The organism is Nocardia carnea NBRC 14403, assembly GCF_000308515.1.
In the GTDB taxonomy this organism is placed as follows: Bacteria; Actinomycetota; Actinomycetes; order Mycobacteriales; family Mycobacteriaceae; genus Nocardia; species Nocardia carnea.
Genome location: NZ_BAFV01000072.1, coordinates 46,451 through 64,175, shown reverse-complemented (window position 1 = coordinate 64,175; position 17,725 = coordinate 46,451). Strand labels below are relative to the sequence as shown.

The 17,725-nt window shown below is 66.4% G+C and carries 17 protein-coding genes, 1 tRNA gene and 1 pseudogene; 11 read left to right on the top strand and 8 right to left on the bottom strand.

Annotated elements, in window-relative coordinates:
• Nucleotides 1-249 precede the first annotated feature (249 nt).
• Both ON22_RS25550 and ON22_RS25545 read left to right on the top strand, forming a co-directional pair.
• The gene (locus tag ON22_RS25550; RefSeq protein ID WP_033246488.1) at nt 250-1,770 is read left to right on the top strand and encodes a TLP1 C-terminal extension domain-containing protein; all 1,521 of its coding nucleotides are present in this window, start codon (nt 250-252) and stop codon (nt 1,768-1,770) included.
• Nucleotides 1,770-2,534 (top strand): crotonase/enoyl-CoA hydratase family protein, encoded by a 765-nt coding sequence (locus tag ON22_RS25545; RefSeq protein ID WP_033246487.1) that lies wholly within the window; start codon nt 1,770-1,772, stop codon nt 2,532-2,534. Before ON22_RS25550 ends, ON22_RS25545 begins: the two co-directional genes overlap by 1 nt.
• A gap of 236 nt (nt 2,535-2,770) precedes the next feature.
• Here the strand turns inward: ON22_RS25545 and ON22_RS25540 are convergent, their stop codons facing one another.
• Nucleotides 2,771-3,553: an alpha/beta fold hydrolase gene (locus ON22_RS25540; protein ID WP_033246486.1), complete on the bottom strand. Its 783-nt coding sequence runs from the start codon at nt 3,551-3,553 to the stop codon at nt 2,771-2,773.
• A gap of 243 nt (nt 3,554-3,796) precedes the next feature.
• On the opposite strand from ON22_RS25540, the gene ON22_RS25535 reads away from it, so the two are divergent.
• The 3 genes from ON22_RS25535 (at nt 3,797) to ON22_RS25525 (ending at nt 5,562) form a co-directional block, all read left to right on the top strand.
• Nucleotides 3,797-4,129 carry a hypothetical protein gene (locus ON22_RS25535; RefSeq protein ID WP_033246485.1) on the top strand — a complete coding sequence of 111 codons (333 nt, stop codon included), beginning with the start codon at nt 3,797-3,799 and terminating at the stop codon, nt 4,127-4,129.
• A 417-nt stretch (nt 4,130-4,546) separates the two neighbouring features.
• Nucleotides 4,547-5,068: an NADPH-dependent FMN reductase gene (locus ON22_RS25530; RefSeq protein ID WP_033246484.1), complete on the top strand. Its 522-nt coding sequence runs from the start codon at nt 4,547-4,549 to the stop codon at nt 5,066-5,068.
• Nucleotides 5,065-5,562 (top strand): flavin reductase family protein, encoded by a 498-nt coding sequence (locus ON22_RS25525; protein WP_033246483.1) that lies wholly within the window; start codon nt 5,065-5,067, stop codon nt 5,560-5,562. Before ON22_RS25530 ends, ON22_RS25525 begins: the two co-directional genes overlap by 4 nt.
• A gap of 218 nt (nt 5,563-5,780) precedes the next feature.
• Here ON22_RS25525 and ON22_RS36875 read toward each other — a convergent pair whose 3' ends face one another.
• The gene (locus tag ON22_RS36875; RefSeq protein ID WP_033246482.1) at nt 5,781-6,095 is read right to left on the bottom strand and encodes a hypothetical protein; all 315 of its coding nucleotides are present in this window, start codon (nt 6,093-6,095) and stop codon (nt 5,781-5,783) included.
• Between the two features lie 439 nt (nt 6,096-6,534).
• Here ON22_RS36875 and ON22_RS36870 point away from each other — a divergent pair, with 439 nt between their 5' ends.
• A complete protein-coding gene (locus tag ON22_RS36870; RefSeq protein ID WP_033246480.1) occupies nt 6,535-7,698 on the top strand; it encodes a helix-turn-helix domain-containing protein in 1,164 nt (387 codons plus the stop codon).
• 127 nt (nt 7,699-7,825) lie between these two features.
• Here ON22_RS36870 and ON22_RS25505 read toward each other — a convergent pair whose 3' ends face one another.
• From ON22_RS25505 to ON22_RS25490, 4 genes are all read right to left on the bottom strand, one after another.
• A complete protein-coding gene (locus tag ON22_RS25505; protein ID WP_033246479.1) occupies nt 7,826-8,722 on the bottom strand; it encodes a hypothetical protein in 897 nt (298 codons plus the stop codon).
• Between the two features lie 15 nt (nt 8,723-8,737).
• The gene (locus ON22_RS25500; protein ID WP_033246478.1) at nt 8,738-9,328 is read right to left on the bottom strand and encodes a hypothetical protein; all 591 of its coding nucleotides are present in this window, start codon (nt 9,326-9,328) and stop codon (nt 8,738-8,740) included.
• Nucleotides 9,329-9,867: 539 nt separating this feature from the next.
• Nucleotides 9,868-9,938 (bottom strand) — tRNA-Gly (locus ON22_RS25495).
• 92 nt (nt 9,939-10,030) lie between these two features.
• On the bottom strand, nt 10,031-10,402 hold the full coding sequence (locus tag ON22_RS25490; RefSeq protein WP_033246477.1) for a VOC family protein: 372 nt from the start codon (nt 10,400-10,402) through the stop codon (nt 10,031-10,033).
• 88 nt (nt 10,403-10,490) lie between these two features.
• On the opposite strand from ON22_RS25490, the gene dcd reads away from it, so the two are divergent.
• Entirely contained in the window at nt 10,491-11,063 is a 573-nt protein-coding gene (dcd, locus tag ON22_RS25485; RefSeq protein ID WP_033246476.1) for a dCTP deaminase, read from the top strand.
• Nucleotides 11,064-11,089: 26 nt separating this feature from the next.
• Here the strand turns inward: dcd and ON22_RS25480 are convergent, their stop codons facing one another.
• On the bottom strand, nt 11,090-11,650 hold the full coding sequence (locus tag ON22_RS25480; RefSeq protein WP_033246475.1) for a TetR/AcrR family transcriptional regulator: 561 nt from the start codon (nt 11,648-11,650) through the stop codon (nt 11,090-11,092).
• A 100-nt stretch (nt 11,651-11,750) separates the two neighbouring features.
• Here ON22_RS25480 and ON22_RS25475 point away from each other — a divergent pair, with 100 nt between their 5' ends.
• Nucleotides 11,751-12,263, top strand: a complete 513-nt coding sequence (locus tag ON22_RS25475) for a hypothetical protein (protein ID WP_063820657.1) — start codon at nt 11,751-11,753, stop codon at nt 12,261-12,263.
• Nucleotides 12,264-12,401: 138 nt separating this feature from the next.
• On the opposite strand, the gene ON22_RS25470 is transcribed toward ON22_RS25475, so the two are convergent.
• Nucleotides 12,402-12,848, bottom strand: coding sequence for a hypothetical protein (locus ON22_RS25470; protein ID WP_033246474.1), 447 nt, complete (start codon nt 12,846-12,848; stop codon nt 12,402-12,404).
• Between the two features lie 291 nt (nt 12,849-13,139).
• On the opposite strand from ON22_RS25470, the gene ON22_RS25465 reads away from it, so the two are divergent.
• From ON22_RS25465 to ON22_RS25455, 3 genes and pseudogenes are all read left to right on the top strand, one after another.
• Nucleotides 13,140-14,453 carry a helix-turn-helix domain-containing protein gene (locus ON22_RS25465; protein ID WP_231508730.1) on the top strand — a complete coding sequence of 438 codons (1,314 nt, stop codon included), beginning with the start codon at nt 13,140-13,142 and terminating at the stop codon, nt 14,451-14,453.
• Between the two features lie 84 nt (nt 14,454-14,537).
• On the top strand, nt 14,538-15,791 hold the full coding sequence (locus ON22_RS25460) for a pyridoxal phosphate-dependent aminotransferase (protein ID WP_033246472.1): 1,254 nt from the start codon (nt 14,538-14,540) through the stop codon (nt 15,789-15,791).
• A gap of 323 nt (nt 15,792-16,114) precedes the next feature.
• Nucleotides 16,115-17,383, top strand: a pseudogene (locus tag ON22_RS25455) (YibE/F family protein); the annotation flags it as partial.
• Nucleotides 17,384-17,725 lie beyond the last annotated feature (342 nt).

Sequence of the window (17,725 nt, the reverse complement as noted above, 5' to 3'; positions counted from 1 at the left end):
TCTGTTACACGGCTCATTTCGACTGGCTGGCAGATCGCGGTCATGTTAGCAGTGGATATGGGCTGATCAGAGGCTTTGCGCGGCGGTTCCCTGCTGGTGTCACACAGGTCGGCGGGGTTGTTGCTGAATTGTCACCAGCGGTGAGTCCGTGGAATCGTTGCTCGAGAGCGCCGTAGATCACTCCATGGTCTAATCGAGAAGTTAACCGCGCATTTCAGCGGTTTACTTCAGTGAGGAAGCGGAGGACGTATGCTGCCAGCCGGAATGGACCCGCGCACACCGGTGCTCGTCGGAGTCGGACAGATCGTGCATCGGTCCGGTGAACCAGGTCTGCCCGGGGCAGTCGAATTGGCGGCGGAATCGCTGCGCCGGGCCGGTACGGACAGCGGAACCGGCGATGCGCTGCTGCGATCCGCCGATGTGGTGGCCGCCGTCGCCACGGTCAGCGGCTCCTACCCGAACCTTGCCGCGACGGTCGCTGCGCAGATCGGCGCCTCCCCGAAACGGACCCTGCAATCCGCGCCCGCCGGCGGCGACGCCCCCCAGCGGCTGCTCAACCTACTGGGACGGCAGATCACCGAGGGTAAATGCGATATCGCGCTGATCTGCGGCGCCGAATCGGTGGCTTCGCTCAACAAGGCCAAAAAAACCGGTGTGGACCCCGGCTGGCCCGAACAGCACGAGAACGCCGTCCCCGACGAGATCATCGGCGCCACCGACGCCCCCAGTTCGGCGATGGAAACCGCGGCCGGGCTGTGGGGCCCGATCTACATATACGCGCTGATGGAATCGGCGATGCGCAACCGTCTCGGTCTCGATCTCCCGACCCATCGCGCGCGGATAGGCGGGCTGTGGTCGCGGTTCTCCGAGGTCGCGGCCCGCAACCCGTACGCCTGGATGCCGACGCAGCGGACCGTCACCGAACTCGTCACCACCGGACCCGACAACCGGATGGTGTCGACCCCGTATCCGAAACTGCTGATGGCGAACCTGACCGTCGACCAGGGCGCGGGCCTCATCCTGTGCAGCGCCGCGGCCGCGGACGCGGCCGGGGTGCCCCGCGAACGGTGGGTCTTCCCGCACGGCGGCGCCACCGCCACCGATACCTGGTACGTCTCGGAACGCACCGATATGGCGGCCTCCCCGGCGATCGCGGCGGCCGGCCGGGCCGCGCTGTCGGGCGCGGGGGTCGGTATCGACGATATCGCCCATATCGACCTGTATTCCTGCTTCCCGGTGGCCGTGCAGGTGGGTGCCGCCGCGCTGGGCCTGCCGATCGACGATCCCGCGCGATCGCTCACGGTCACCGGCGGTCTCACCTTCGGTGGCGGTCCGGGCAACAACTACAGCACCCACGGCATCGCCACCATGGCCGGGATACTGCGCGACAATCCCGGCGACTACGGGCTCACCACCGCGCTCGGCTGGTACATCACCAAACACGGGGTGGGCGTGTACTCGGCGAAACCGCCGGCCGAACCGTTCCGTCCGGTGGAGGCCGAAGTCCCGGTGGCGCGGCGCGAGACGGATCCCGGCTATACGGGCCCGGCGGTTATCGAGGCGTACACGATCCCGCACCGCAAGGGCGAAGCTGGCGACGAAGCCGAAGCCGTGGTGGTCAGTGCGCTGAACCCGGCCGGGGCACGCATACTTGTCCGGGCGACGGACAGCGAAACCGTCGCCGCCTGCACCATCGGCGACCGGTTGGGCGCTGCCATCGAGATCACCGCCGCCGACCGTTTCATTCTGCGCAGCGAGAGGACAGTCTGATGACCGACACCGTGCTCCTGGACCGGTGTGATGCGATCACCGTGCTCACCGTCAACCGGCCCGCGGCGCGCAACGCCATCGACCTGGCGACGGCGAAGGCGATCGAGGCCGCGATCGACGAATTCGAGGCCGACGATACCGCGCGGGTACTCGTGTTCACCGGGGCCGACGGAACCTTCAGCGCCGGAATGGATCTGATCGGGATGACCCGCGGGGAATTCCCGGTGACCGAACATCGCGGACCGCTCGGTATCACCGCGAAACCGCCGGCCAAACCGATGATCTCGGCGGTCGAGGGTTTCGCCCTGGCCGGTGGTTTCGAACTGGCACTCTCCGGTGACCTCATCGTCGCCGCCCGGGACGCGAAATTCGGTATCCCCGAGGTGAAACGCGGACTCGTGGCGGCGGCCGGCGGCGTGATGCGCCTGACTCAGCGCCTGCCGCGCAGTATCGCGGCGGAACTGGCGTTGACCGGTGGCCGGATCAGCGCCGAACGGTTGCATCAGCTGGGGCTGGTCAACCGGGTAACCGAACCCGGCGAGGCGCTGGAGGTCGCGCTGGAGCTGGCGGGTGAGATCGCGGCCGCGGCTCCGCTGGCGGTGGCGGCCAGTAAGCGGATCATCGACGAGTCCCCGGATTGGAGTGCCGCCGAGGGTTTCGCGAAGCAGGGGGAACTCGCTCTTCCTGCGATCACTTCCAAGGACGCGGCCGAGGGCGCGCTCGCATTCGCCGAGAAGCGCGACCCGGTATGGCAGGGTCGCTGAGGTTTCCGGCGCCGCACGGGTGAAGCGAACCGGCCTCGGCCGGCGCTCCGGCGGTCAGCGGCCTCGTCGACTGCCGGAAGCGGTCGGCCCGTTCGAACCGCATCGTCAGTGGGCGGCCGAACGGGCAGCGGACCACATATCGGCTATCGCCGGTGCCCTCCGCGCCCAGCCGTCGGTATCGGTGCGCGTTGCCGTGGCCGGCGGACACTGCGCTCCGGTGCGTCTCCGGGGTTCCGTTACGAGGGCAGTTGGGCGAGTATTACGCGGGCGCAGGCGGCGGGATCGTCGTAGAACGGCGTATGCCCGCTGCCTTCCAGCGTGATGTGGCGGGCGTGCGGGAGGACCTCGCGGGCGCGCCGGCTCTGGGTCTTGTAGGTGAGCAATATGTCGCGGTTACCCCAGGCGATGGTCACCGGAAGGTCCGCGAGCGCCGCCGGGTCCGCGAGTTCGGCCTCGGTGAACGAGTCCAGCGCCGGTGAGAAACCCAGCGATTTCACCGCGCCTTCGGCGGTGTCCAGGGCGGTCTGCGTATCGACCGCCCACGGCTTACCGAAGACCAGGCTCAAGAACACGGTGCGGCCGGCCGGTGTGCCGAGCACCTTCGGCATTGCCGGGCCGAGGATACGGCCGAGTTTCTTGGACTGACCCAGCGATTGCTGACACCAGACCCGGCCCGGTGTGTCCCAGAAGAAGATCGGTGAGAAGGCTGTCACCGAGCGTGCCAGGCCGCGGGCGCCGAGGTTCAGCGAGATCCCGCCACCCATCGAATTACCCGCGAGATGCGGCCGCTCGATGCCCTGGGCGGCCAAGAAATCGGCGAGCGCGCCGGTCAGCGTGTCGACGGTGGTCCGGGGTAGTGGTGCGGAACCGCCGAAACCGGGCAGATCGACCGCGATCACGTCGAAATGTTCGGCGAGGGTGCCGATGATCGGTTCCCACACCTGCCACCGGCTGCCCACACCGTGGACCAGGACGAGGGGCTCACCGCTGCCTTCGCGATGGTGCTCGAGATCAGTCATATCCAGCTCTCCGATCGGGACCCGAACTGCGGAATCACATTAACAGCAGGCAGGGGACATCAGTTCGGTTCGCATCCGTATTGTTCGATGTCGCGCGATGTGAGCCTTCTCGAATTATCGGCTTCCGAGTTGCGGCACGAGTGTGACTGCGACTACACACATGCGTGGGCGTCACGCGGACGACCGTGGGACGATCCCCCGAGCACCGCGGCGTCCAGGTGATACATCTGAGAGAGGAACCCGGTGCGGAAGACCCTTTTTGCCGCGACCCTAGTCATTCTGCCGCTGTTGGCGGCCTGCGGTAGCGATACCGAATCCGCGCCCGCGCTCACCGAGGCGGACCTGTCGAAAGCCCTGCAGGAAAAAGGTCTCAAAGACCCGGCCTTCGCCGACTGTGCCGCCAAGGTCTACCTGGCGGAAGGTATTTCCCAAGAGGGCCTGCAAACCATGATCAGCGACGAGTTCGATACCCGGATGGCCGATCCGGAGACCCTCGGCCTGAGCCCGGACGACAAAACCAAGGCCGAAGCCGCGACCACCAAAATCGTCGGCGAATGCCTCGGGACATCGCAGTAGGCGGTTCGCGGTAAGTCGATGCCGGAACGCACCGCGCCGCATCGGTGCTTCGATCGCGCCGTCACCCGGACGTAGCTCGGGTGACGGAGCGTTCCACCGCGAATCGTGGACCGTGTTGTATTTCCGGCGCCCGCACATCGCTGCCGTCGATTCGATATCGTGCCGCGTAGGCCCGGCGGTCCTGTTACGCCGAGGTGCGGTGCCGAGGCGGAGATCGACGTCGAAGCGAACCAGGTTGTCGGCGCTGCGCTCGGCCCGGCAGTGAAGCGGTGCCGGTGCCCCTTCGGGAACATGTAAACGCTGCCCGTCCGGTTCCGATCGCCTCGATCTCAACCCTGGCGGGGTCGCGCGTCCAGATGCTGGACTGGCCATACAGCACTCAGCGATCCCGGCGTCGGCCGGGGAGGAGGCGTCGACGTGGCCGTAACCGTGGTGGCCGGCAACCCGAAACCGGCATCCCGCACCCTGTCGGCCGGTGTCGCGCTCGCCGCGGCGCTGCGCCCCGATACCGAACCGGCGATCATCGACCTGGTCGATCTCGGGCCCGCCCTGCTCGGCTGGGGCGACCCGGCGGTCACCGAAACCGTGCGCACCGTCGCCACCGCCGAACTGGTTGTCTTCGCCAGCCCCACATTCAAAGCCACCTACACCGGCCTGCTGAAACTGTTCCTGGAACAGTTCGAAGGCGGCACCGGGCTCGAAGGTGTGCTCGCCGTTCCGCTGATGCTCGGCGCGGGCCCCGCACACGCCCTCGCCCCTGATCTATTGCTCAAACCCGTACTGGTGGAGCTGGGCGCGACCACCGCCCTGCCCGGCCTCTACCTGTCCGACCGGACCTTCCGCGACGACGGTGTACTCGCCGCCTACGCCGAACGCTGGCGCCCGGTAGCGCAAGCGTTGTCCACGGTGTCTCCCGAAAAACAAGAGGTCGAATCGTGAACGAGCTTTTCGAAACCCCCGCCGACGGCACGGGCCTGCGCCGTGCGTTCGCCAACTTCCCCAGCGGGGTGGTGGCGGTCTGCGCCCGGGTCGACGGCAAACCACACGGTCTCGCCGTGAGCACCTTCGTCCCGGTCTCCCTGGACCCGCCGCTGGTGTCGTTCTGCATCCAGAACACCTCCGCCACCTGGACCCGCCTCGTCCACGCGGGCCACCTCGGCCTCAGCCTCCTCGGCACCGACCAGCAGGACGCCGCCCGCTCACTGGCCTCCCGCGACGGCGACCGCTTCCGCGGCCTGGACCTGCACGACGGCACGGGTGAAGCTGTGTTCATCGACGGAGCCTCGGTCTGGATCGAAGGCACCCCCGAAGCGCATGTCCCCGCAGGCGACCACACGGTGGTCATCCTGCGCGTCCACCGTCTCGCAATCCACCCCGGACGTGAACCCTTGGTGTTCCACGGCTCCCGATTCCGCCTCTTGCGCGCCGGCTGAGCCCGCCGATCCCGGTTTCTCGCCGGACCATCGGCCGACCGCCTTCCCAGGCTCCGTCGAGGATTCTTCGCCATATCAGTCGATCAGCGAGATCCCGAGTTCAGCAGCTACCTCATGTAGTTCATGGCGATTCCCGGTATCGGTCACGAGGCGCGACAGTGTTCTGATCGCCAGCCGCATATCTTGTTCCCTTTCGTGCGGGCCCTGGACGAGTTCGTTCAATTCTGCGCCCGCCGAGGGAAAACGGCGCTGCATTCGAGCACCACATCGGCGCCGACCACGTCGGCGATCTCGACGAGTGCGTGCCATTCCCGTGCCTTCCACACGTCCTCCGCAGTGAGATGCGGTACGACGACGACTTCGGCGCGATTCTCGAGCGCGTGCCCGGCCGCGATCATCACGGCCAGCCGCGGCACGACGGTATCGGTGACCGCGGTGAACACGACACGGAGATCGTGCAACCGGACCAACCGTTCGAGTTCGAGGCCGTCGTCGTCTGCCCGCTGCAGCACGACCGCCCGCTTACCGGGCATCCCGCGCCACTTCGATATCGGCGGCACGCAATCGACCGACAGCGCGCTCGAATTCAGTGCTGACCAGGCCCTGGTCGCCTGGTGTCGGCAGGCCGGGAACAACGCCTGCGTCGAGCGCACGAATCCCCGCGGCGACTCGCTGGAGAAGCGCGAGATCCGAACAGGGTTCGGCGTTCGACAGCTGTACGGCACGGCCCATTCCCCTGTTCGGAGGCGTCCGGACGGACGTAAGTCGCTCGTGCATATCTCCCTCTCCCCAAGCAAAGTGTCAACGTTGGACACCCGGCGCCGGGGGATTACCACCACACGGTCCTCCATAGGCCAGGGTGGGCCGCTCTCAGCCTTCGGCACGCCCGGCGCCGGGGTGAATGCCACGTTAAGCAGCGGGAATACGCCGAATGTTCGACGATTGTTCGAAGAATGCGTGTTACCGTTGGGCATGGCGAAGGGCGCGACCGTCGGCGAGCGAATTGCTCAGTGGCGCAAAACCAGAGGGCTCACCCAACACCAGTTGGCGACCCGGGCCAATGTATCTCGCTCCATGCTCGCGCAGGTCGAGACAGGAGCTTCGTCTGCCTCGACAGTATGGATCGGCGCAATCGCGAATGCGCTACAGATCGACGCGTCACGCCTCCATGGCGACGACGAGCCCGAGGCGCTTTCCCAGGTACTGCCGGTACTGCGTCGGACGCTCGCAGCCACCGACCTTCTCGACCCGAATCTCGAACCTGTCCCCATGGAAGAACTCCGGCGATTGTCGCAGCGAGTCGGGCGCTGGCGCATCGACGCCCGGTACCGCAAGGTCACCGAGGTGCTTCCCGATCTCGTCGATGCGTTGCTCGTCGCAGGCGAGGAATCAGGGCAGCCCGCCTATGCGATGCTGACCGATGCGTACCGTGCCGCGAACACGGTCGCCCACAAACTCGGATACGCCGACCTTTCCCTCACCGCGACAGAACGTATGGAATGGGCCGCCACCAGGTCGGGCGACCCGTTGCTGTTGGCCACCACCCACTACGTCAAGGCAGCCACCCTTGCTCGTGTGGGTGCCTCGGCGCACGCGTTGCGTCTCCTCGACAGGTCGATCGCCGATATAGAACCGCTGGTCGAGGAGGACGCGACGGCCGCCGCAGTCCACAGCATCCTGCATATGCGCGCCGGGACCATCGCGGCCGCAACAGGAGACGCGGACACCTCCCGTGGACATCTCGATGCCGCCGAGCGGCTCGCTGCGAGCTTCGGCGACCGAGTCGTCTACGGCAGCCCCGTCGGCCCGACCAACGTTCGGCTGTATCAGCTCTGTGCCGAGGTCGACCTCGGCGAACCGGGCCGGGCAGTCTCGATCGCGAAAGCCACCCGGCTTCCATCGGATATGGCAGCCGAACGCCAAGGGTATTTCTGGGTGGATGCCGCACGCGCACACCTGCTCGCCGGCGACCCGGATGCCGCAATCGGAGCGCTGTTCGAGTCGCGAATTGCAGCGCCGGAACACTTCCGGGCGAGTTCGGCTGTCAAGAACGCCATTCGGACGTCGGCGCGACAGCAAAGGCGGGCCAGCGACAAACTACGCACGCTCGCCACCGCAGCCGGCGTCGACCTCTGAGTATCGAGGTCTGTCGATTCCGTCGTTCGTCCTTGTCCCGGTCGGTTGCCGGGTTTGGTCAGGCAACGAGGTTGCGGGAACGGCGGCTCACCTGATCGGCGTTGATCATCGACCGTCTTGTCGGCTTTCAGTGCTCTCGCTCGACGCCGCGGGATCGATCATGTTCCCGCTCTCGGGACCGATTTCTGCTGCGCTTGACGACCGGCGCGATCGGCAAAGGCTCTCGACGCGGCGGCTTCACACCGGGGGTCGGCCGGGAGATTCGTAGCACGTCGGCCGCTTCTCGGCCGCTCATCGGTGTCCGTTCTCCTCGATCTGAGGCTTCTCGGCGTTCGACAGCGCGCTGGGCCAGTCGGTCGGCGGCTTCGCGCTGCTGCTGCCGTTCTTCCCGCTGTCGGTGTTCCCGTGCCTGCTGTTCTATAGCCCGCTTGGCCGCCTCCTTGACTCGCTGCTTGTCCCGAGCCTTCTCCTGGAGTTCCCGCATCCTCTCCTTGGCGCGGAGGTCCGAAGATTTGAACAGCTCCAGCTGATTGGTGTTCCGCTCCAGTTGCTTGCCGAGCTTTTCGGCGCGGTTCGCCTCCTCCTTGGAGATCTCTACCAGCTGGAACCGATCTTTGAAGTCCCGTTCAAGCTTCTCGAGCTCTCGTCGGGCCGCCGGGTCGGGAGATCCCCGGACGACAACCCAGACGCCCTTGGCCTTTGAATCGGTCTGAAGGTGTTCGCGCTCTTTGGAAATCTGCTCCATCACGAACTTGCCACCGACGACCCGGGCGTTCTTGTACTCCCTGAATTCGTGATCCTTCAGGGAGCGCGCACCGTCGTGGACTCGCTCCCGTCCGGACGGGAGCTTGACGGACCTCTGGCTCTGCCAACCTCGTTCGCGCGTCTCACCACGGATCTCCGCGATGCCGTTGTGGAACCAGCGCCCGATGTCGTTCGACTTACGGCCCTGTTCAGTTCGTTCGCGTTGTTCTCGGCGGGCCCTCTCGACACCACGCCGACGCATCTCTTCGTCGTTGGACATTCCCCCAGCCCCCGATCAGGCCAGGCCGTGCTCCCGCAGTAGACCTAGACCCTCATGCTCCAGCCCGTGAGCCGCGGCGTAATCGACGGCCCGCGAGTACCACTCGGAGGAGATAGCCCGCCTGAAGTCTGTGTTCGGGGCATCGAACAGCATGATGACGGGATAGTCGGTCTCGTCGGTCCAGTCGTAGCCGATCGTCGGACCGAAGCCGTAGAGTCGGCCGTCTTCAGAGGAAAGCACTCCACCCATCTCGGGGTCGTTGATCCAGCGGCCTCCGCAGTGTCTGACGAAGTATTCGCCGATGTAGCAGACAAATTGGTCCACGAGGTCGGCATTGCGGGACTCGAACAGGGGGTCTTCATCCGGGAAAAAGTAGTCAAAGGCGTCGTCGAGCCAGTGCAGGGTCAATTCGTCGCTGTACCGGTCGAGCCCCTGCGGCATGGGTCCTATGGCCTCGGCCGCCCCGGTCTGGGTTCTCCAGTCGCTGGGCACCGCGGGCAGCGTCTCTGTGAACAGCCTGTCGATTACTGCCGAGACCCGTTCCGGGCTCGACCACACCACCCACTCCGGGTCGTCCTGCGCAGCCGTATCGATGTTGTCGTTCATGGCCGAGCCTTCCCCTCGCTGTGAGAGTCGCGATGCATTAAACGGTACGGCGCAGAGGCGGGCACGGCAACGAACTGGGCGCGGCTTGCCGGTGCGAGGAACCAGGGAAACCGGGGTGCCCTCGCGGGCCACAAGGTTGCTCGCACGTCGTCGGGCAGTCACAAGGCCTTCGACCTTCTTGGGTGTTTGGGCCCGCGGTGCATTCACGATCTCGAGGCGGGTACTGGCTTCTAAGCCACCACGCGCCGCTTCCTCTTCAGCCAATCCCTCCAGGGCAGGCCGAGAGCTTCGGCAACTTCCTCGGGGGTGTGCAGGCGAGGGAGGGGCATGCTGCGCCGCCGTTGGTGTCATCCGCCGGATGCGGGCGAAAGTGTTGGCGCAGCCGCGCCAGTCGCTGGGAGACTTGCGCCATCGTAGTGCGGAGGCGGTGCGACGTGGAAGTGCGGCCCGAAACTCTGTCAACAGGATGAATCTGGCGATTTGGTGCGGCCTGGAACATCTTGTGCAGCAGGTGAGGGCATGCCTCTGACCTGCATTTGAGCCGGTGACGGGAATCGAACCCGCGCCGTCTGCTTGGGAAGCAGAAGTTCTACCATTGAACTACACCGGCAATACGCCTGTCGGCGCGAAGGCGAGCTTAGCAGAGGGCCGACCCGGGACCGAAATCTTTCGCCGATTCCGGCCCCGGTGAACGTGGGTGGGTCAGGCTTCGGACCAGACGCCGAGCTGGTTGCCGCTGGGGTCGGTGAAGTGGAAGCGGCGGCCGCCGGGGAAATCGAACGGGCCTTCGGTGACCGTGCCGCCGGCGGCACCGACTGCACGCAGGCTGGTGTCGAGGTCGTTCGAATACAGCAGGACCAGGGGCCCGCCGGTGCGGACTTCGGAGCCGGCGGCCAGGCCGCCCGCTTCGCCTTCGCTGCCGTCGAAGCGACGGATACCGGTGTATTGCGGGCCGTAGTCGTTGAATTCCCAGCCGAATGCCGACCGGTAGAAGCTGCGGGCGGCGTCCATATCGGTGACGGTGAGCTCGATGTAGTCGATGCCGTGGTGGGTGTGCGCACTGGTCTCTGACATGGGTGGAGTATGCCCGCGGGGTGTGACAGGAAACCGTGCTGCCGGACCGGGATCTACCTGCCCGGATCGCGGTCGCTACGCTCGTGGCGTGCTGCTTTCCGATCGTGATATCCGGGCGGAGTTCGCCGCCGGGCGGCTCGGGCTCGAACCGTTCGAGGACGACCTGATCCAGCCGTCCAGTATCGACGTGCGGTTGGACCGGATGTTCCGGGTGTTCAACAACACCCGCTACACCCATATCGACCCGGCACAGCGCCAGGACGAGCTGACGAGCCTGGTGGAGCCGGCGGCGGGTGAACCGTTCGTGCTGCATCCGGGGGAGTTCGTGCTCGGGTCCACGCTGGAGGTGTGCAGCCTGCCCGACGATCTGGCGGGCCGGTTGGAGGGTAAGTCGAGCCTGGGCCGGCTGGGGTTGCTCACGCATTCGACGGCCGGTTTCATCGATCCCGGGTTCAGTGGGCACATCACCCTGGAGCTGTCGAATGTGGCGAATCTGCCCATCACGTTGTGGCCGGGGATGAAGATCGGGCAGTTGTGCCTGTTCCGGCTGACCAGTCCGGCGCAGAATCCCTACGGTAGCGCCGGTACGGGGTCGAAGTATCAAGGGCAGCGAGGGCCGACCCCGTCGCGGGCGTATCTGAACTTTCCCTTGCCGAGCTAGTCGCGCTACCGGGTCTGCTCAGCGGATCAACTCTCGGCCGTGCCGAGGACGATATCGGCGGTGCGTGCCAGGACCGCGCCGTGGTCGAGGCCGTCGAGTCGGTCGGCGACGAGGAAATGCATTCCGATACGGGTGGAGAACGCGAGCAGGCTGCGGGCTTCGACTTCGACCGGGTCGGTGAAGTAGGTGCCGATCATCTCGCGCAACAGGTCCATTCGCTGATTGTCGACCCGGCGCAGCCGGTCGGCGACGTTCTCGTCGCGGCGGGCCCAGTCGCGTACGGCGAGGTCGAGGGGTAGTAGTTCGGCGGAGAGAGTGAGTGCGCCGGCCCGCTGGATCTTGGTTCGTGCGTCGCCACCGTCGCGGGTGATGCGGTCGAGTACCTCGTCGATACTGCGGCGTTCCCAGGTGTCGAGCATGGCTTCGAGCAGGGCGTTGCGGTCGGCGAAGTGGCCGTAGAAGCCGCCCTTGGTGACGCCGAGTGCTTTGGCGAGTGCTTCGACGCGGACGGCGTCGGGGCCGCCGCGGGCCAGCGCGCGCAGTCCTTCGTCGATCCAGTCGGCACTGGGTGTGCGTGCCGTACCCATGGTTGTTTCTCCCTTCGTCGCGCAGCGGTCTATACGGCACCGTATATTTCCGCTAGCGTTGATATACGCCACCGTATATCAACCAGAGGGAGACGCGGAGATGACTGACAGTTCCCCGATTCACGAAGCCGAAGACCATGCCGATCCGGTCGCGTACCAGCAGCACGACATCACCGAAGTGACCAGAGCACACAGCACGATGGCCGACTACCACTATGCCGATCAGTTCGTGCTGGCCACGAACGCCGCCGCAGCCGGCACTCCGGAAGAGTGGGCGCACGCGGCGCTCGTCGAGGTCGCCGGTCGTGGTGGCCAGTTGATCTGGCGTGGGCTGCTGGGATTGCGGCTCGCGCGGCGGTCTGCGCCGGAGCAGGTGGCCGGATGGCCGATCGTCGAACGCGGCGATACCTGGATAACCCTCGCGGCCCCGTCGTGGATGCTCACCGGAAACCTCGTGGTAGAGGTCGGCGCCGAGGGTGTTTCGCTGGTCACCTTCATCCGCTATGAACGACCGATCGGTAAATGGATCTGGACCCGCGCGTCCCGCGTCCATCGCCGCCTCGCGCCGGGGTTGCTGGCCGATGCGCAACGGGTGCTGCGAACACATCCGTGACACCGGGCCGACGGGGCAGGCCGGCCCGGTATCCCGGTGGCTGTGCTGGACAGCCTGTCCCCGCGGTCACCCGTCGGCGCCGCGGGCGGGCTACGACCGGCATGCCTTGTGAGCTGCCGGACGTAGCCCCATCCCCGGTCATTCCCGGCTGCCGCCCACCAGGAGCGCGGCATTGATCACCGAGGACAGTGGTGGGAGCAGGCCGTCGCGTTCGGGCGGTACCACCCAGTTGCAGCCCTCCCGGTTCCAGCGGCCCATCCCCGTGGGCAGCATGACCGCACTGCCCACACCGGGAATATCGATATCGATGCGGTGCAGCATCTCCACCACTTCGGGATCGGGCCGGCGATCCGGATAGGCCACGAAGCTCCAGCGAATCTGCCGGGCCAGCACCGGAACCCGGATCTCCCGGGAGTTCAACAGTTCCCGGACGGCGCGGGCACGTTCGGTGGGTAGGTGGATGACACAGGCCCGGCTGGTGATCGGCAGCATCACGAAGCCGCCGCGTTCGGTGGCCGGTAAACCGAATTCGTGACGGTAGTAGGCGGCCCAGTCGTCGACCGTTCTGAGCTTTTCCACATTCACGGTGAATCCCCTTGCCTCCCTGGCGTGCCGGGCCTCCCTGGCGTGCCGAGCCACGGCCGGTGGCGGTTTCGCTTCTGCCCTTCCAGGATCCCGCGAGAACCGGCGTGCCGGAACCGCCTCCGCGCTCTCGTTCCACTGCCCTTGCGCTGCCATTCGCGGCGGTAGCGAAATTCCTTGTGGTTGCAGTCACATTCGGCTCGTACCCTTGGGAGGAAATCGTTCGGAAAGGGTGACAACGTGGTCGGCCAATGGTCTGGAAAGGAGGCCCGGGCGCTTCGCGAAGCCAAACGGATGAGCATCCGGGAGTTCGCGGCACATCTGGGTGTGCACGAACGACTGGTGTCCAAATGGGAGGCCGGGGGCGACCGGGTGCATCCGCGTCCCGTCAACCAGGCTGCTCTCGATACCTGCCTGGCCAGGTCCGATGATATCGAGCGGAGCCGGTTCGCCGCATTGACAGCCGACGACCCTGTTTCCGGCCCCGGCGGGCATGCCGCGGTGCGCGGAAGTTATTCCAATGACGCCGAACTCCTGGCCCTCATCGACAGCGGTGCGGTGCGCGGGGACGGGTCGGCGGCGATTTCGGAGAGGGATCTGATCATGGCGGCAGCACACGAAGCGAGCGATCACGCGGGCCGGGCCGAGGCGACGAATATCGGCGCCAGCACCTTGGAGCAGCTCGACGCGGATGTCACCCGGATCGCCAACGACTACGTGCACACGCCGCCGATGCCGATGATGGTGGAGATGCTGCGGGTGCGCCGCCGGGTGTACCGGCTGCTGGAGGGGCATCAGCGCCCATCCGATACCAGTCATCTATATCTGCTGGCGGGTTCGTTGTCGGGGTTGCTCGCCAACGCGAGCACCGATCTGGGTTACCTGGATGCGGCCGGCGAGCAGATCCGGGCGGCCTGGGCGTACGGGGAGATCTGCGGTCACAACGGGCTGCGAGCGTGGGCGCGGGGGATGCACGCGCTGATCGAGTACTGGTCCGAACGGCCTCATCGAGCGCTTGCGCTGGCGCAGAGCGGACAGCAGTACGCGGATTCGGCGACCGCCGCGGTGCGGTTGCACAATATCGAGGCGCGGATCTGGTCGAAGATCGGTAGTGCCGCCGATACCGAACGCTGTATCCGGGCCGCCGCCGCGGCAAGCGAGGGCCCGGCCACCGACAGTCTGCACGACGAAGTGGGTGGGGTGTTCGGCTTCGCCGAGGCCAAGGCCAGTTATTACGCGGGCGCCACCTATATTCATCTCGGTCTCGCCGAACCGGCGCTGGCCGCTACGGAGCGCACGATCGAGCTGTATCTCGGCGGTCCGGCGCGTCAGCGTTCCTACGGCGCCGAAGCGCTGGCCCGGGTCGATTCGGCGGCCGCGCACCTGATCAACGGCAGTCTCGACGGTGCGGCGGAGGCGCTGTCGCCGGTGCTCGAACTGGCCGAGGACAAGCGCATCGCACAACTCGAGGAACGGCTCACCGGCGTCCGCCGGCGGATCTGCGCTCCCACCTACCGTGGCGTGGCTCAGGCCCGGTCCCTGGACGAGCAGATCGAGGAATTCTGCGGTTCGACGTCCACTCGCAGCCTGCCTCCGGGGGCCGGGTGAGACCGCCGCGCGCCCGCTTCCTGCGGTAACCGTACGGCCACGGGCCGGGGCCGGGCCCGATAACCCCTTGCCTCTGGTGGCACCATGGACCGGGTGAGTACTGGCCATTCGCATCCCGCCCCCCGGATTCTGGAGCAGTCGAAGAAGCTGCAGAACGTCGTCTACGAGATTCGTGGACCGGTACACGCACATGCGGCACGGCTGGAGGCCGAGGGGCATCGGATCCTGAAGCTCAATATCGGCAATCCGGCGCCGTTCGGCTTCGAGGCGCCCGATGTGATCATGCGGGATATGATCGCCGCCCTGCCGAACGCGCAGGGCTATTCGGAGTCCAAGGGGATACTGTCCGCGCGGCGGGCGATCGTCACCCGATACGAGCTGGTACCGGGCTTCCCGGAGCTGGATGTCGACAGTGTGTACCTGGGCAACGGCGTCTCCGAGCTGATCACCATCACGATGCAGGCGCTGCTGGACAACGGTGACGAGGTACTGATCCCGGCCCCGGACTATCCGCTCTGGACGGCCATGACCAGCCTGGCCGGCGGTACGCCGGTGCACTATCTGTGCGATGAGAGCAACGGCTGGCAGCCCGATATCGCCGATCTCGAAGCCAAGATCACCGACCGGACCAAGGCCCTGCTGGTAATCAACCCGAACAACCCGACCGGGGCGGTCTACTCCGCGGAGGTCCTGCAGCAACTGGTGGACCTGGCCCGTAAGCATCGGCTGCTGCTGCTCGCCGACGAGATCTACGACAAGATCCTCTACGACGACGCCAAACATATTTCGCTGGCGACCCTGGCGCCGGACCTGCTGTGCCTTACCTTCAACGGCTTGTCCAAGGCCTATCGGGTGGCGGGCTACCGGTCGGGGTGGCTGGCGATCACGGGTCCGAAGGACCATGCGGCCGGTTTTCTCGAGGGGATCGATCTGCTCGCATCGTCGCGGTTGTGCCCGAATGTGCCGGCGCAGCACGCAATCCAGGTCGCGCTGGGCGGCTACCAGAGTATCGAGGATCTGATCCTGCCGGGCGGGCGCCTGCTCGAGCAGCGGGATATGGCTTGGGAACGATTGAATGCCATTCCCGGCGTGTCGTGCGTCAAACCCAAAGGCGCACTGTATGCATTCCCTAGGCTGGATCCCGAAGTTCACGAGATCCACGACGACGAGAAGCTGGTTCAGGACCTGTTGCTCCAGGAGAAGATCCTGATGGTGCAGGGCACCGGTTTCAACTGGCCCGACCACGATCACCTGCGCATCGTGACCCTGCCTTGGGCTCGCGATCTGGCGGTTGCCATCGAGCGTTTCGGTAATTTCCTGGCGAGCTACCGGCAGTAGCGGGGCGGCCGATTTTGGAGGAAAACAGACCTCTCGTCCGGATTATGGCCAATTTTCTGAACCTACTGGCACAAAAGCGGATCGTATGTGTACAGTGGGCCTCGGCACTTCGAGTGCCCGGCCAGGTTGTCTACCCCCCCTGGGCAACCTGGTCCTCGGGTTAGGCCGCCTACCCCCCTGGGCGCCTGCCCCCGGGCGGCGGAGACATCCCCCTGCTCTCCGCCGCCCCTTCCCGAGTTTCCTCAGCTGCTTGCCGAATGCCCAGCGTAGGGCCATATCCGCAGGCCGTAGCGGGACTCCGTGAATCCTCTAGGCTGAGCCGCGTGAGCGACCACCATCACCATCACGATCACTCCCGGCCGATCGCCATCGGTGCTACCGCCGCCCGCGTGGTGGTCGGATTGCTGATCGCAATCGGCGCCATCGTGGTCGTCGCAACCATCGCGCTGTGGCCCGACCGGCAACAGGTCGATATCCCGCTGCCCATGCAGAACGCCGACGGTTCGGCGGTGGTCACCGAGGCCGGAACCGTGATCCGGCAAGACCTCGGCGCCTGCGGTAGTCCTTCCATCGGCCGGGTTTTCGACGGTGAACCGGCACCGCCGCCCATGGACGTCTACGACTGCCAGCGCAGCCTGATCGCCATCGAGTCCGGCCCGCATGCCGGTAAGCACACGCTGCTGGAAATCGCGCCGGGACCGGGCCAGCCGGATCTGGCGGCCGGTGACGAACTTCGTATCGTGCGGCAGGACGCGCCGGACGGGACACCCCTGTATTCGTTCGACGACTACGCCCGCGGGTTCCCGCTCAGCATCATCTTCCTCGCGTTCGTGGTGGTGATCGTCGTGATCGCGCGCTGGCGCGGTGTCCGGGCAATCCTCGGCCTGGGATTCGCCTTCGCCGTTCTGGTGATGTTCCTGCTACCGGCCCTGCTCGACGGCAAACCGGCGATACCGGTTGCGCTGGTGGCGGGTTCACTGATCTTGTACGCGGTGCTGTACCTGGCGCACGGGGTGAATCTGCGCACCAGTTCGGCACTGCTGGGGACATTGACGTCGATGGTCATCGCCGCGGTGCTGTCCTGGCTTGTCATCGAGGCGACCACGCTCACCGGTCTGTCAGAAGAACAGAACACGAATGTCGCCACCTATATCGAGCACGTGAGCATCACCGGGTTGCTGCTGGCCGGTTTCATCATCGGCTCGCTCGGTGTGCTCAACGATGTCACCATCACCCAGGCATCGGCCGCCTTCGAACTCGCCGAACTCGATAAAAGCGCTACGCGGGGAGAGATATTCGCGGCGGCGATGCGAGTCGGACGCGACCATATCGCCAGCACCGTGTACACCCTGGTACTCGCCTACGCGGGTGGTGCACTGCCGCTGCTGCTGCTGTTCAGTGTGGCCGGCCGGCCCATCGGGGATGTGCTGGTTGGCGATGCCGTCGCGATCGAGATCGCGCGGTCCGCGGTCGGTGGTATCTGCCTGGCGCTCTCGGTGCCGCTGACCACGGGGATCGCGGTGCTGCTCGCCCGCCCGTTCGGCACCCCGAAACCGCCGGCGCCTGCGCGTAAGGCCAAGGTGGGCCGCCACACCGATACCGGCAGCCACCGCGCGGTGCCGCGGCCGGAAACAGACCCCGAGACCGGGCCGCGGCGCCGGGCCGAACGTGACTATCAACCGTGGCCGACCACCGGCGACCAGCCTCGTATCCGGCGCCCAGGCCCCGCCGACCCCCGTACGGGCCCACGTTCCGCCACCGACCCTCGGCAACCCGGCGGACCGAGGTCACCACGCACCGGGCCGCAGACTCCCGGACGGCAACAAGGGCCCCCGCCGCCGGGACCGCAGCAGCCGTGGAATCCGCAGCAGCGGCTCGGCGGCGGGCCTCCGCCGCCGGGCCGGCGCCCGGAACAGGGCTACGGCCGGGACTGA